The organism is Salinicola salarius (assembly GCF_003206135.1).
Classification (GTDB): Bacteria; Pseudomonadota; Gammaproteobacteria; order Pseudomonadales; family Halomonadaceae; genus Salinicola; species Salinicola salarius.
Window position 1 is genome coordinate 1 of sequence record NZ_PZJT01000004.1, and the last position, 15,477, is coordinate 15,477.

The 15,477-nt window shown below is 61.9% G+C and carries 12 protein-coding genes; 1 reads left to right on the forward strand and 11 read right to left on the reverse strand.

All coding sequences use genetic code 11. The features are described from left to right. Positions 1-122: 122 nt before the first annotated feature. From trxB to DOM32_RS05190, 3 genes are all read right to left on the reverse strand, one after another. A complete protein-coding gene (gene trxB / locus DOM32_RS05180) occupies positions 123-1,073 on the reverse strand; it encodes a thioredoxin-disulfide reductase (RefSeq protein WP_110631901.1) in 951 nt (316 codons plus the stop codon). Between the two features lie 179 nt (positions 1,074-1,252). Continuing rightward, positions 1,253-1,855 (reverse strand): peroxiredoxin, encoded by a 603-nt coding sequence (locus tag DOM32_RS05185; RefSeq protein ID WP_087717624.1) that lies wholly within the window; start codon positions 1,853-1,855, stop codon positions 1,253-1,255. A gap of 181 nt (positions 1,856-2,036) precedes the next feature. Then, positions 2,037-2,243, reverse strand: coding sequence for a zinc ribbon domain-containing protein (locus DOM32_RS05190; RefSeq protein WP_110631904.1), 207 nt, complete (start codon positions 2,241-2,243; stop codon positions 2,037-2,039). 440 nt (positions 2,244-2,683) lie between these two features. Between DOM32_RS05190 and acnA the strand changes: the two genes are divergently transcribed. Then, a complete protein-coding gene (gene acnA, locus DOM32_RS05195) occupies positions 2,684-5,446 on the forward strand; it encodes an aconitate hydratase AcnA (RefSeq protein ID WP_110631906.1) in 2,763 nt (920 codons plus the stop codon). Between the two features lie 252 nt (positions 5,447-5,698). Here the strand turns inward: acnA and DOM32_RS05200 are convergent, their stop codons facing one another. From DOM32_RS05200 to DOM32_RS05235, 8 genes are all read right to left on the reverse strand, one after another. After that, entirely contained in the window at positions 5,699-7,372 is a 1,674-nt protein-coding gene (locus tag DOM32_RS05200; RefSeq protein WP_110631908.1) for a methyl-accepting chemotaxis protein, read from the reverse strand. A gap of 269 nt (positions 7,373-7,641) precedes the next feature. Next, complete coding sequence (locus DOM32_RS05205; RefSeq protein WP_110631911.1) at positions 7,642-9,324, reverse strand: NAD-dependent malic enzyme; 1,683 nt, start codon at positions 9,322-9,324, stop codon at positions 7,642-7,644. 280 nt (positions 9,325-9,604) lie between these two features. After that, a complete protein-coding gene (locus DOM32_RS05210) occupies positions 9,605-10,819 on the reverse strand; it encodes a YeeE/YedE family protein (RefSeq protein WP_110631914.1) in 1,215 nt (404 codons plus the stop codon). A 160-nt stretch (positions 10,820-10,979) separates the two neighbouring features. After that, positions 10,980-11,993, reverse strand: a complete 1,014-nt coding sequence (locus DOM32_RS05215) for a tryptophan--tRNA ligase (protein ID WP_110631917.1) — start codon at positions 11,991-11,993, stop codon at positions 10,980-10,982. Between the two features lie 96 nt (positions 11,994-12,089). Then, positions 12,090-13,208: an alanine dehydrogenase gene (gene ald / locus DOM32_RS05220; protein ID WP_110631920.1), complete on the reverse strand. Its 1,119-nt coding sequence runs from the start codon at positions 13,206-13,208 to the stop codon at positions 12,090-12,092. Positions 13,209-13,369: 161 nt separating this feature from the next. Next, positions 13,370-13,804 (reverse strand): acyl-CoA thioesterase, encoded by a 435-nt coding sequence (locus tag DOM32_RS05225; RefSeq protein ID WP_110631923.1) that lies wholly within the window; start codon positions 13,802-13,804, stop codon positions 13,370-13,372. A gap of 115 nt (positions 13,805-13,919) precedes the next feature. Continuing rightward, positions 13,920-14,255 (reverse strand): putative signal transducing protein, encoded by a 336-nt coding sequence (locus tag DOM32_RS05230; protein WP_110631925.1) that lies wholly within the window; start codon positions 14,253-14,255, stop codon positions 13,920-13,922. A gap of 27 nt (positions 14,256-14,282) precedes the next feature. Continuing rightward, positions 14,283-15,473 (reverse strand): class I SAM-dependent rRNA methyltransferase, encoded by a 1,191-nt coding sequence (locus tag DOM32_RS05235; RefSeq protein ID WP_110631978.1) that lies wholly within the window; start codon positions 15,471-15,473, stop codon positions 14,283-14,285. Positions 15,474-15,477 lie beyond the last annotated feature (4 nt).

Below are 15,477 nucleotides of genomic sequence, written 5' to 3' on the forward strand. Positions count from 1 at the left end.
AAACATGCCAGCGACGATATGGTCCGTCGCTGGCATGTTTCGTTCGAAGATTTCGACCTTTCTTTCAGTCAATCTCTTCCAGTCACGCCGTGCCGCTCTTCAAACTCCGGGCGCAGCCCGGCTTACAAATCGTCCAGGAACCGCTCCGCATCGAGCGCCGCCATGCAACCGCTGCCCGCGGAAGTGATGGCCTGACGATAGACGTGGTCCATGACATCCCCCGCCGCGAATACGCCGGGTACGCTCGTCGCCGTGGCGTTACCTTCCAGACCGGACTGAACGCGAATGTATCCGTTGGCCATATCGAGCTGGCCTTCGAAGATGCCGGTATTCGGCGTATGGCCAATGGCGATGAACACACCCATGGCATCGAGCTGCTTGGTTTCGCCGCTCAGCGTGGAACGCAACCGGACACCGGTAACGCCGCTGCCGTCACCCAGCACCTCGTCGAGGGTGTGATTCCACTCGATCGCCATGTTGCCGTTCTCGACCTTTTCGTGCAGACGATCCTGCAGGATCTTCTCGCCGCGAAGGCTATCGCGTCGATGAACCAGCGTGACTTTCGACGCGATATTGGAAAGATAGAGCGCCTCTTCCATTGCCGTGTTGCCGCCACCGATCACGACGACATGCTGGTTACGGTAGAAGAAACCATCACAGGTCGCGCAGGCGGAAACGCCCTGCCCCATGAACTGCTGTTCCGAAGGCAGCCCCAGATATCGGGCGCTGGCACCGGTGGCAATGATCAGCGCGTCACAGGTGTAGGTGCCGTTGTCCCCCTTTAGCGTGAACGGCTTCTCGCGCAGCTCGACCTCATTGATGTGATCGAATAGCACTTCCGTCTGGAAACGCTCCGCATGCTTGCGCATGCGTTCCATCAGCTCGGGGCCCTGGACACCTTCCTCGTCGCCCGGCCAGTTGTCGACGTCAGTGGTCGTGGTCAACTGCCCGCCAGCCTGCATGCCCGTGATCAGCAACGGCTTGAGATTCGCCCGCGCGGCATAGACGGCAGCCGTGTAACCGGCCGGCCCGGAGCCCAGGATAATCAAACGTTCGTGGCGCGCGTCGCTCATGACTACCTCGATTCAATCAACGATTTGGTTGGCGTGTATCGATACTCAACGTCCTGTGGCATGGCCCGGCTTCGAGTCTTGCCAAGAGCCGGGTCATGCCACAGGACACTGCAATCGGCGGCAATGATACCAGAAACGACAAAGGCGGCCCGTCGGGCCGCCTTCGATGATCACGCCGCTTACAGGTTGCCGGCGTGAGTGCCCAGGTACTTGGCCACGCCTTCGGCAGTGTCCTTCATACCTTCCTGGCCTTCTTCCCAGCCTGCCGGGCAGACTTCGCCGTGAGTCTGGTGATACTTGAGCGCCTTGACCATGCGCAGCATCTCGTCGACGTTACGGCCCAGCGGCAGGTTGTTGACGGTCTGATGCTGGACGACGCCATCTTCGTCGATCAGGAAAGAGGCGCGCAGTGCGACACCGGCTTCCGGATGTTCGATGCCGTAGGCCTGGCAGATCTCGTGCTTGACGTCGGCCACGACCGGGAAGCCGACTTCACCGATGCCGCCAGCGTCCGGAGACGTCTTGCGCCATGCGTGGTGCGTGTACTGCGAATCGATGGAGGCACCGATCACTTCGACGCCAAGTTCCTTGAACTTCGCCAGACGATTGTCATGGGCGATGATTTCGGACGGGCAGACGAAGGTGAAATCCAGCGGCCAGAAGAACAGCACGCGCAGCTTGCCGTTGCTGTCGGACAGACGGAAGTCATCCTTGATGGAGCCATCCGGCATCACGGCTGCGGTTTCGAAATCCGGGGCTTGGCGTCCTACGAGTACGCTCATGAGTATCTCCTGTCGTGGTTTATCGTGAGGCTACGAATTTTGAGCGACTAGACTAATGGCTAATCACCCATACTCCAATTTAATTGCCGCAATTGAATGCATAGCAATTGACTATCAATGCTTTGCAATATCGCTATCAAGACCTTTCACACTGTATCGTCGTCTCACGCTACATCTCGTCTCACACTACATCGTCGTCACTGGCCAGGGTGACGGCTGCCAGCTCGCCCGTGTGCGTCGTTTCCACCACGACATGAATCGGCTGGCAGCAGACCACGCAATCCTCCCAGGTGTCATAGCCACCCGCACTCACATCCAGCAACAGCGAAAAAGGCGCGTCGCAATACGGACAGTGAACCGGCCAATCAATGATCGTCTCCTGTGGCATGAGCAACCTTTCGAAACGTGGGTGACGTCCACAGACTCCCGGACAGGCAGCGCTGCAGAGTGTGTCGGCACGGACTACGCTAAAAGCTGGTGGCAACGACAGGCATTTTCAAGGCCGTACCGGACGAGCATACCGGACGATAGTCGCGAAGCCTCCGATTGAAAATGCATGTTATCGTGCCCATGATTATTGTCGACAACCCAATTCGCCCGGCAATGCTGTGCAATCGCTTGCCGGATCGCCGAATGACCGAGCGATTTCGCTGGGCATGGCGAAACGGATTGGCAGCGATCCGATAGAAGAGCGGTGTACCGACACCCCATCGACAGGCGCCGGCGGCCAAAAAGCAGAAAAGGCCGACGTATCGCCGTTAAGGAACCGGACAGGCTCGCTGGCGCCGAGTATCGGGCCCAGCCGCCGCCATGAGGAGGACCACCCTGATGTCTACAGACTCGAGTCATACGCTGGCGACGCTCGACGTCAAAGGCACGACCTTTCACTACTACAGCCTGCCCAAGGCGGCCGAGACGCTAGGCAACATCGACAAGCTGCCGATGACGCTCAAGGTGCTGCTGGAAAACCAGCTGCGCTACGCCGACGACCCCACCGTGGCGAAGGAAGACATCCAGGCGTTGGCTGACTGGCTCAAGGAAGGCAGGTCGACTCGCGAGATCGGCTATCGCCCGGCGCGCGTGCTGATGCAGGACTTCACCGGCGTCCCCGGCGTGGTCGATCTGGCCGCCATGCGTGACGCGGTCAAGAAGCTGGGCGCCAAGGCCGATCGCATCAACCCGCTTTCGCCGGTCGATCTGGTCATCGACCACTCGGTGATGGTCGACCACTTCGGCGACGCCTCCGCGTTCAAGGACAACGTCGCCATGGAAATGGAACGTAACCGCGAGCGCTACGAATTCCTGCGCTGGGGCCAGAACGCATTCGACAACTTCCGCGTCGTGCCGCCGGGCACCGGCATCTGCCACCAGGTCAACCTGGAATATCTCGGCAAGACGGTGTGGACCAAGGAAGTCGACGGCAAGACCTACGCCTTCCCGGACACGCTGGTCGGCACCGACTCCCACACCACCATGATCAACGGCCTGGGCATTCTCGGCTGGGGCGTTGGCGGCATCGAAGCCGAAGCGGCAATGCTCGGCCAGCCCGTCTCGATGCTGATCCCGGAAGTGATCGGCTTCAAGCTGACCGGCAAGCTCAACGAAGGCATCACCGCCACCGACCTGGTGCTGACCGTCACCCAGATGCTGCGCAAGAAAGGCGTCGTGGGTAAATTCGTCGAATTCTACGGCGATGGCCTCGACGACCTGCCGCTGGCAGACCGCGCCACCATCGCCAACATGGCGCCCGAATACGGCGCGACCTGCGGCTTCTTCCCGGTCGACGACGAGACGCTCAACTACCTGCGCCTGACCGGCCGCGACGAAGACCAGATCGAACTGGTCAAGGCTTACACCCAGGCTCAGGGCCTGTGGCGCCAGCCGGGCGCCGAGCCGACTTTCACCGATGCGCTCCATCTCGACATGGGCGAGGTCGAAGCCTCTCTGGCCGGCCCCAAGCGCCCCCAGGATCGCGTCGCCCTGACCGACCTGAAAGCCACGTTCGAAAGCTTGATGAACGGCGACAAGCCGGACGCTTCCAGGGAAGAGCAAGGCAAGTGGATGTCCGAAGGCGGCGATACCGCGGTAGGTGCCCCGCCTGCCGACGGCGAAGCCTACCGGACCGGCCACGATTATCGCACCGGCGACAGCCAGGAAGTCGAGTACGAGGGCGAGACGTTCTCTCTCAACCATGGCGCCGTGGTGATCGCCGCCATCACCTCCTGCACCAACACCTCCAACCCCAGCGTGATGATGGCTGCGGGGCTACTGGCACGGAAGGCTCATGAGAAAGGGCTGACGACCAAGCCCTGGGTCAAGACCTCGCTCGCCCCTGGCTCCAAGGTAGTGACCGACTACCTGGCCGCCGGTGGCGTTCAGGACGATCTCGACGCGCTGGGCTTCAACCTGGTCGGCTACGGTTGCACGACCTGTATCGGCAACTCCGGCCCGCTGCCCGAGCCAATCGAGAAGGCCGTCAATGCCGGCGATCTTACCGTCGCCTCGGTGCTCTCCGGCAACCGCAACTTCGAAGGTCGCGTCCATCCGCTGGTGAAGACCAACTGGCTCGCATCGCCGCCCCTGGTGGTCGCCTATGCGCTGGCCGGCAACGTGCGCAAGGATCTCACCAAGGAACCGCTGGGCAAGGACCCGCAGGGCAACGATGTCTATCTGAAGGACATCTGGCCCTCCCAGGCCGAGATCGCCGAGGCGGTCGAGAAGGTCAAGACCGAGATGTACCGCAAGGAGTATGCCGAGGTCTTCGACGGCGACGAGATCTGGCAGTCGATCGAGTTCCCCGAGAGCGAGGTCTATGCCTGGTCCAAGGACTCCACCTACATCCAGCACCCGCCGTTCTTCGAAGGCATGGACAAGGAGCCGAAGCCGGTCAAGGACATACAGAATGCCCGTGTTCTGGCCAAGCTCGGCGACTCCGTCACCACCGACCATATCTCGCCGGCCGGCTCGATCAAGCCGGACAGCCCCGCAGGCAAGTATCTGCAGGAGCACGGCGTGGCGGTCAAGGATTTCAACTCCTACGGCTCGCGTCGCGGCAACCATGAAGTGATGATGCGCGGCACCTTCGCCAACGTGCGGATCCGCAACGAGATGCTGGAGAACGTCGAAGGCGGCTACACCCGTCACGTGCCCAGCGGCGAGCAGATGTCGATCTACGATGCGGCGATGAAGTATGCCGAAGACGACACGCCGCTGGTGGTGATCGCCGGCAAGGAGTACGGCACCGGCTCCTCCCGCGACTGGGCGGCCAAGGGTACGCGCCTGCTCGGCGTTCGCGCCGTACTGACCGAGTCCTACGAGCGTATCCACCGCTCCAACCTGATCGGCATGGGCGTGCTGCCGCTGCAGTTCCCCGAAGGCGAGAGCCGCGAAACGCTGGGCCTGACCGGCGACGAGACCATATCTATCGAGGGCCTGAAGGATCTCGCGCCAGGCAGCACGGTCAAGGTGACCATTGCCAGCGACAAGGGCGAGAAGAAGATCGACGCGCTCTGCCGCATCGATACCGCCAACGAGCTGGAGTACTACCGCCACGGCGGCATCCTCCACTACGTGCTGCGCAGCATGCTGTAAACCCGCTTCAAGCGGTCAAGCAAGTCGCGAACGAAGCCCCACCGGTCGGTGGGGCTTTTTCGTGTCGGGTCACAGGCAAGCCGCTTTGTCGCCATTGACGTTGCGATACCTCGACCGAACGCCGGGGTCCGGTTCGACGCATTGCCAACGGCTCGCTTGCCATAAAAAAACACCCCGAAGGCGGGATTGGCATCCAGCTTTCGGGGTGCAGTTCATCGAGGCGGGCTCGATAGGTCTTTCAGCGACGCTGACCTAGAACTCGCTCCATTCCTCCTCGGTCGCAACAGGGCGTGCGCTCGTCTTCGGCTTGCGCGACGGAGCCGGCAAAGAAGACTGCGGGATATCGTTGGTCAGACTGGCCGTCGTGGCCGGAGCGGCAGCACCGTTGACCCGGAACGTGGCAATCAGCTTCGCCAAATGCCTGGCCTGGCTCTCGAGCGAGGCAGCCGCGGCACTCGTCTGCTCGACGAGAGACGCGTTCTGCTGGGTCACCGAGTCCATCTGTGTCACTGCCACGTTGATCTGGTCGATACCGCTATTCTGCTCGCGCGTCGCCGTAGCGATCTCGTTCATCAGCGCGGATACCTGGCGAATCGCATCCACGGTCTCGTTGATGGTCTGTCCGCTGCGCTCTGCCTGCTCGGCGCCGACTTCGATCTTGGATGTGGTCTCCTCGATCATGGCGCGGATCTCTTTGGCGGAATCAGCGCTACGGCTGGCCAGCAACCGCACTTCGCTGGCGACCACCGCGAAGCCACGCCCCTGCTCGCCGGCGCGAGCCGCTTCGACGGAAGCATTCAGCGCCAGAATGTTGGTCTGGAACGCGATGGAGTCGATGACGCCGATGATTTCCTGAATCTTGCGGGAACTCGCCGCGATTTCACGCATCAGGTCCGCCGTGCGCTGAACTTCCTTGCCCCCGGTTTCGGCGGCCTGCGAAGCACTGGAGGAGAGGCGGTCGGCTTCAATGGCCGAATCGGTATTCTGGCGCACGGTGGAGGCCATCTGTTCCATGCTCGAGGCCGTTTCCTGGAGTGCGGAGGCCTGCTCTTCGGTGCGAGTCGATAGATTCTGACTGCCGCTGGCAATCTCGCCTGCACCGGTGAAGACACTATCGCTGCTGCTACGCAGGGACAGCACCAACTCGCTAAGCTTGACCTGCATGTTCTTCAGCGCACCGAACAGCTTGCCGATCTCGTTGGTTCCGCGATTCTCGATCTCGGCGGTCAGGTCGCCCTTGGCTATACGGTCGAAGTGATCGACGGCCTCCTGCAGCGGGTTCACGACGGTTCGAATCATCGCGATACGCACGAGCAATGCGGCGACCAGCGCCAGCAGGAGCAGCGCGATAGATACGATTTCCACGATCAGGGTCGACTGGGCATCGTTGGCGATCAGTTCGTCGCCACGTTCCTCGACATAGCGGACGAACGCACGGGACGCCTCATCGAAAGCGGCGAACTTATCGTCGAGACGTTGCTCTTCACGTCTGATCTCGTCCGGATCGCTGTTTGTCAGCAGAGGCTGCAACGTCTGGGGAACCAGATCGGTATACGCGGCCTTGATCGCATCGACATAAGGGTCGCGGCGGCTGTCCTGGCTCGTAGGGACTCGCTGGAACTCAGCGTACCGCTGCGTCGCTCTGTCCAATGCCTCCTGAGCACGCTGCTGCATCGCCAGGGCATCGTCATCTTCTGACTGCCGGCTGAGAGCAGCGGCTTTCTCCAGCATGACCCGTACGCTGAGCAGATTGACCTGTGTGCGGTTCAGTGTATTGGTCTGCTCGATATTGATTTCTGTTAGCTCGTCTATCACGCTCGAACTGATGCTGTTGGAGTAGAACCCTACTCCACTGATGGCTCCAATCATTGCCACCAGCACGGCTAGAGCCAGCGTCAGGCTTCTTCTGACAGATAGGTTCTTCATTTTTGCCTCGTCTCACCATGCATGCACGCAAGCGCCAATCGCATGCTTGAGTTACTCCTATCGGCATCCGTACTGGAAAAATGAGTCCCATCCCAAAATAATTCAGCATGCATCGGGTGGACCGTTCCTGATTCCTACGCCCCTCGCTTGCCGTCTGTCTTGGACTGCTCTTCGTGTCTGCTTCTCATGAAAACACCCCGAAGGTCGGACTGAGTGTCCGACTTTCGGGGTGTAATCGTCAGCGGCCCGACTTCTGAAGGGCGCTACTATCAGATCGAGCGACGACGATACTGACGGTAACGTGGATACCAGAAATGGCCGTGGATCGCGTCCCACAGGACTTCGTCGCTGGAGGAGAGCGCGACGCCATCCTTTTGGGCCTGCTTGCCGACGGCGAAGGCGATCGCCTGGCTGATCTCGCGGATATCGCCCAGCGCCGGCAGCAGTGCACCTTCCCCGGTCTTGACGATCGGTGCGCTGTCGGCGAGCGCATTGGAGGCCGCCATCAGCATGTTGTCGGTGACGCGTGTCGCATTGGCTGCAATCACACCGAGGCCGATACCCGGGAAGATATACGAGTTGTTGCACTGGGCGATAGGAATCGTGCGCCCATTGATCTCCACCGGCGGGAACGGGCTGCCCGTCGCCACCATCGCCTGGCCGTTGGTCCATTCCAGCACGTCCTGCGGGACCGCTTCGACCTTGGAGGTCGGATTGGAGAGCGGCATGACCAGCGGGTTCTCGCAGTTGGCGTTGAGGGTCCTGATCACCTCCTCGGTGAACAGCCCGCGCTGGCCGGAGACACCGATCAGGATCGTCGGTTTGACGTTGCGAATCACGTCGATCAACTGCCGCGCATCGCCATCGAAGCTCAACTCGGCGGGATCGTGTGCCAACCGCTGCTGGAAGCTGTGAAGCCCTTCCATGTCGGTGGTCAGCAGGCCGTCCTTGTCGACCATGAAGATCCGCTTGCGCGCCTCGGCTTCCGATAGCCCTTCGCGGGTCATCGCCACCACGATCTGCTCGGCGATCCCGCAACCGGCTGAGCCCGCGCCGGCAAAGGTGATCGTCTGCTCGCTGAGCTTGGCATTCTTGGCCTTGCAAGAGGCCAGCAATGTCGCCACGCAGACCGAGGCCGTACCCTGGATATCGTCGTTGAAGCAGCACAGCTCGTCACGGTAACGCTCCAGCAACGGCATGGCATTGGTCAGGGCGAAGTCCTCGAACTGCAGCAGCACGTTCGGCCAGCGACGCTTGAGCGCTTCCATGAATAGCGTGATGAACTCCGCATATTCGTCCGGCGATACACGCTTGTGGCGCCAGCCCATGTACATCGGATCATCGAGCAGCTTCTGATTGTTGGTACCCACATCCAGCGTGATTGGCAGCGTGTAGGCCGGACTGATACCGCCACAGGCGGTGTAGAGCGACAGCTTGCCGATCGGAATGCCCATGCCGCCGATACCCTGGTCGCCCAGGCCGAGGATACGCTCGCCGTCGGTCACGACGATCACCCGCACCTTGTCCTTGGTCGCGCTACGCAGGATGTCGTCCATGCGATGACGATCGGGGTAGGAGATGAACAGGCCGCGGTGGTTGCGATAGATGTTGGAGAACTCCTCGCACGCCTCCCCCACCGTCGGGGTGTAGATGATCGGCAGCATCTCTTCGAGATGTTCTTCCAGCAGGCGGAAGAACAGCGTCTCGTTGTCATCCTGAATCGCCCGTAGATAGATGTGCTTGTCGAGGTTGTTCTGACACAGCGTGTACTGATGGTAGGCGCGCTCGAGCTGCTCTTCGATGCTCTCGACGTTCTGCGGCAACAGCCCCACCAGGTTGAACTCGACTCGCTCTTCGTTGGTGAAGGCACTGCCCTTGTTGAGCAGCGGGGTTTCCAGCAGCGAAGGTCCAGCGTAAGGAATGTAAAGCGGGCGCTTGGCGTGATCGGACATGAATCGACTCTCGCGGTAACCAACGAATGAAACGCGCCTGTCGGACGGGCGAGCTCACCGGTCGTTGGTGCAGGCCCGATGGCGCATTGTCGTTATCGCTCACACGGCTGCCACGCAACCATATGAACGCCGAGCCAGCTCGCGGCTGGCCAAGGGTCGACCAGTATGCCATCTGCCGCCGCCGATGGCATGTCCGCCAGGGAACCCTCTGACCAAAAGACTACCCGCCAATAGAAAAGCCCCGCGCTGGCGGGGCTTTCGTCACGGCATCCGTGGGCCGTCAGCAACTGGCCGCGACGGGTTTGGCCGGGCCGGGAAAGAACAGCGGACGTAGCTTGACGCCAAACATGTTGCCGGCGAAGGCTGCCACCAGCCACAACCAGCCATGCAGGCTGCCGGACGCAATGCCGCTGAAGTAGGCGCCGATATTGCAGCCGAAGGCCAGGCGAGCACCGTAGCCGAGGAACAGGCCGCCGATCACCGCCGCCGCCACGGAACGCAGCGGAATGCGGAAATTCGGGGCGAACCGGCCCGCCAGTGTCGCCGCCAGTCCGGCACCCAGAATGATGCCGATATTCATTACCGTGGTGATATCGCTGAAGACACTGCCACTCAACGCCTGGGCATTGCCCGGATTCTGCCAGTATCCCCAGCCGGTGACGTCGCCGCCGACAGCCTGAAACACCTTGGCGCCCCACAGCGCGAACGCCGAGGTGATCCCCCACGGACGCCCGGCCAGCGACAGCGTCAGGAAGTTGAGCAGCGCCAGGCCGATTGCCCCTGCCAGGATCGGCCACGGCCCGGTCAGCCAGCGGCCGGGGCCGGCGGAGACCGAAGGTGCTTGTTCCAGCTGACCGTGACGTCGCTTTTCCATGGCAATGGTTAATGCCGCGATAGCCGCGAACAGCACCAGACTGGCTGCGATACCGCCGCCCGTACCGAAGAGATCGATCATCGAGGTCGGCTGGAAGGCCGGCAAACTCTGCCACCAGGCAAAATGCGCCGTACCGATCACCGAACCGACGATGAAGAAGAGCAGCGTGATGATCATGCGGGCATTGCCGCCGCCTACGGTGAACAGCGTCCCCGATGCACAGCCCCCGCCCAGTTGCATGCCGATTCCGAACAGAAAGGCACCGACGATCACCGACACACCGATCGGCGAGACGAAGCCCTGCACCGGATGGCCGAACAGCGTGCCGGCGCCCAGCGCCGGAAAGAACAGCACCACGGCCAGCGCCAGCATCACCATCTGTGCCCGCAGGCCGCGTCCGCGGCGTTCAGTGATGAACACGCGCCAAGCGGAAGTGAAACCGAACGAGGCGTGATAGAGCACGATCCCCAACGCACCGCCGACCAGCATCAGCCAGCCCTGATTACCACCGAACGCCAGGCCAACGGCCAGTGAACCCACCGCGAGCAATACCGCCGCGATCCACGCCTTGGGCGAAAGCCGTCCAATGCCCGGAGGCGCCGTACGTGTCAGCGTCGTCATAAGCGAAGCCCCTTTTTAGACTCAAATCGAATGGGCAATACTTTAGTCTTTTAGTCAGGAATACGAAAACGACAAAAAGTGCTTTTCTTAGACATTATGGCTATATAGAGAGATCCAAAAAAGCCGGCCCGAAGGCCGGCCTGTAGGTCACGAAAGGGGCTTACTGGAAGCGCCCCAGCCCTACCGCGACGCGCAGCTTTTCCATCAGCGCATTGGCCTCAGCGCGGGCTCGCTCGGCCCCTTTTATCAACACCTGCTCGATGTGAGCGGGGTCGTTCATCAACGCCTCGTAACGCTCCCGCGGTTCGCGCAGGTGGGCATTCAAGTACTCGAAGACCTCGTTCTTGGCATCGCCCCAACCGATGCCTTCCGCATAGCGCCGACGCATGTCCAGGCTCTCTTCTTCCGTGGCGAAGGCAGAGTAGATCTGGAACAGCGTGCAGGTATCCGGATCCTTGGGTTCGCCCGGCTCCAGCGAGTTGGTCTTGATCTTGCGCACCAGCTTGAGCAGCTTCTTCTCGCTGACGAACAGCGGAATGGTGTTGTCGTAACTCTTCGACATCTTGCGGCCGTCGAGACCACGCAGCACTTCGACCTTCTCGTCGACGATCGCCTCGGGCAGGGTGAAATAGTCGCCCTTGTAGATATGGTTGAAGCGCCCCGCCATGTCGCGGGCCATCTCGATATGCTGGATCTGGTCGCGTCCCACCGGCACCTTGTGGGCGTTGAACATCAGGATATCGGCGGCCATCAGCACCGGATAGCCGAACAGCCCCATGGTGATACCGCGATCGGCATCGCTCTGTCCATCGGCCTCGTTGTCGGCCACCGCTGCCTTGTAGGCGTGCGCCCGGTTCATCAGGCCCTTGGCGCAGACGCAGGAGAGCAGCCAGGTCAGCTCGGGAATTTCATGGATATCGGACTGGCGATAGAAGATCGCGTTGTCGGTATCCAGCCCCAGCGCAAGCCACGTGGCCGCGATCTCGAGCCGCGACTGCTGCACTCGCTGCGGATCCTGCGCCTTGATCAGCGCATGCAGGTCGGCAAGAAAGTAGTAGGACTGGACGTCGGGATTCTGGCTCTCGGCGATGGCCGGCTTGATCGCGCCGACATAATTGCCCAGATGCGGCGTACCCGTGGTGGTGATACCGGTAAGAACGCGTCGCTTGCTCATGAACTCTTCGAATCGCTAGGGGAAAGTGACAGTGCGGGCAGTTTACCTTGCCACCCTCCCCATAGCGAACACCCCCGACCCGACGGGGGTCGGTTCTCAGTCTTTCAGGAGCTGCTCCGGCGACACCACCTCGAGCCCGAAAGCTTCGCCCACGGCGGCGTAGGTCACCTGGCCGGCATGGACATTGAGCCCGCCCCGGAAATGGGGATCGTCGGTGAGCGCCCGCTTCCAGCCCTTGTCGGCCAGTGCGATCACGAACGGCAGCGTCGCATTGGTCAGCGCCTGGGTCGACGTTCGCGCAACGGCACCGGGCATGTTGGCGACACAGTAGTGGACGATGCCATCGACCACGTAGCTGGGCTCGGCATGGGTGGTCGGCTTGCTGGTCTCGAAGCAGCCGCCCTGGTCGATCGCCACGTCCACCAGCACGCTTCCCGGCTTCATCTCGGCGAGCATCGCACGGGTGATCAGCTTGGGCGCGGCGGCACCGGGCACCAGTACCGCGCCGATGATCATGTCCGACTCGCGCACGGCGGCTTCCAGCGTCTCGGTGGTCGAATAGACGGTACGGATCTGGCCCTGATAACGGTGATCGAGCACTTCCAGCCGAGGCAGAAACTTGTCGAGAATCGTCACCTCGGCACCCAGCCCCAGCGCCATCCGCGCGGCGTTCTCGCCGACCACGCCGCCACCGATCACGGCCACCTTGGCCGGCGCTACACCCGGCACGCCCGGCAGCAGAATGCCGGCACCGCCCTGGGCTTTCTCCAGGCTGTGCGCGCCCGCCTGAACGGCCATACGGCCCGCCACGCGACTCATCGGCGCCAGCAGCGGCAAGCCACCCAGATCGTCGGTGATGGTCTCGTAGGCGATGCAGGTCGCGCCGCTGTCGATCAGGCCGCGAGTCAGCTTCTCCTCGGCCGCCAGATGAAGGTAGGTGAACAGCGTCTGCGCCGGCCGTAGCCGGGCGACCTCTTCCGCCTGGGGCTCCTTGACCTTGAGGATCAGATCGGTGGAAGCCCACAGCGCCTCGACATCGGCCAACACCTCGGCGCCGGCCTCCCGGTAGGCATCGTCCGGATAGCCGCAGCCACTGCCCGCTTCCGCCTGTACCGAAACACGGTGGCCTCGCGCCACCAGTTCACGCGCGCCACCCGGTGTCAGGGCGACGCGATATTCATGGTTCTTGATTTCCTTGGGAACGCCGATGTGCATGGCCATCTCCTCGATCGCTGGTTGTCATTGAAGGGATCGAGCGAATTACAGCACAACAGCAATAAAGGCGGGATAGGGGAAGAAAAAAGACGAACAAGACCTGAATGACGAACGCTTTTTGAAAGAAAATCTGGATTTGCACCGATAGGTAGAAATATTTTCTATTTCGCCACTACAGCCCCGCCGTAGACCTCGGCGAATCGCGGCGGCATTCGCTTGGGCCGCCCGCTGGAGAGTTCAATGCAGGCGAAACGCGTCTGGGCGCGAAGCAGCGTTCGTGCACTGGCGACATGGCACAGTTGAAACCGCCGCGTCAGCGTCAAGCGGCCATCGCAGGCGACGATCCAGGTGGCAAGCTGGAGCGAGTCGCCCTCGAAGGCAGGTGCCAGATAATCCAGTTCGTGACGATGGACGACCATGCCGCGATCGAGCGCTCGATAGTCGTCGAGACTCAGCCCGAGCTGGCGGGAGTGGGTCCAGCTGGCGCGCTCGACCCAGCGCAGATATTCGGCGTTGTTGACGTGACCGTAATGGTCGATGTTCGACGCCTCGACCTGAATGTCGATCACGAACGGGCTGGGCAGATCCCATGTCATATGGACCTCCGAACTGTCAGCGGTAATTTCGACAATGTTTGGCGAGACTCGTGGCCGACCGGAAGCGATCCCGGAACGTCTCGCTTCCCCGAATAAACGTCTCGCTCCTTGAACGTCATGCCGGATCGTCGGCCGGGCGAGCTCGACCACATTGCCAGCAGCGATCGAAGACCCCTTCCAGCCGCTCACCGCAGCCGAGGCAATGCCACGGTGGCGCGACCACGACCGGTCCGTCGAGCGCTTCCCTGACCAGTCGGCTCGCCTGCGCTTCGGCCGCGGCGGCCACCCAGACCTCCGCCTCGCACTGATCGGGCGGCAACTCTCCCGCCCCGCCAGCCAGGGTCATGTTGCGCAACGTGGCGGAGATACCGGCGCTCTCGATCACGTTACGAACATGACTGACCAACAAGACATTGGGATGACGGAATACGCAGATCCGTTTGGCAGACATGTCAGCGGTATCGCGCCATTGCGATCATCAGTTGCGGAAGACCCGCACGCCGAGGGCTTTCAGGTAAGCCGTCTCGGGAATCGACGGGTGGATCGGGTGATCGCCAGCCTGACCGCCACGGTAGATGATCTGACCGTGGCGATCCTGATGACGCACCGCGCCACGCACGCACTCCACCAGACGCTCCTCGTACAGATGCATGGAGCAGGACGCCGACATCAGCAGCCCGTCACGACCCAGCAGCCGCATCGCTTCACGATTGAGGCGTGCATAGGCGCGTTCGCCATTGGCCAGATCCTTGCGCTTCTTGATGAAGGCCGGCGGATCGAGCACGATCACATCGAACTTTTCGCCCTCGGCGCGCAGCGCGGTCATGGCTTCGAACACGTCGCCGTGACCGACCGCCACCTGCTCGTGGAGCCCGTTGAGCGCGGCGTTCTCGGCAACCCGGTCCAACGCGACCTCGGAAGCGTCCACGCACAGTACCTCGCTGGCGCCATGCGCCGCGGCCTGCACGCCCCAGCCGCCGATATAGCTGAACAGATCCAGCACTCGCTTGCCGGCGACCAGGCCGTTGAGCCAGGCGCGGTTGGCGCGGTGATCGTAGAACCAGCCGGTCTTCTGGCCATCCAGCACCGGGGCGACGAAGCGCACGCCGTTCTCTTCCAGTAGCACTTCGTCGGGCAGTTCGCCGTGGACTACCGCGACTTCGGATTCGAGCTGCTCCAGGCGCCGTCCGCTGGAATCGTTCTTGAACACGATGGCGCGGGGCGACAGTACCTTGTCCAGCGCCGCGATCACCTCGTCGCGTACCGTTTCCATGCCGAGCGTGTTGAGCTGAACCACGAGCACGTCATCGAACCGGTCGACGATCAGTCCCGGCAGCAGATCGCCCTCGCCATGGATCAGCCGGTAGAACGGCTTGGCGAACAGGCGATCGCGCAGTGCCAGCGCCTGATTGAAGCGGTGCACCAGCAGAGAACGGTCCAGCCGGACATCGGCATCGCGGGAGACGATGCGGGCACAGATCAGCGAATGCGGATTGACGTAGGCGACACCCAGCGCCTTGCCATTGGCGGCCTCGATGGTCACCTGGGCGCCGGGCTCGAGCCCTTTGAGCGGCGTCGCCTGGATATCGATCTCGTTGGAGTAGAGCCACAGATGGCCCGCCTTCAGACGTCGATCGGCGTTCTTCTTGAGGCGCAGGGTCTGGGTCACGGTT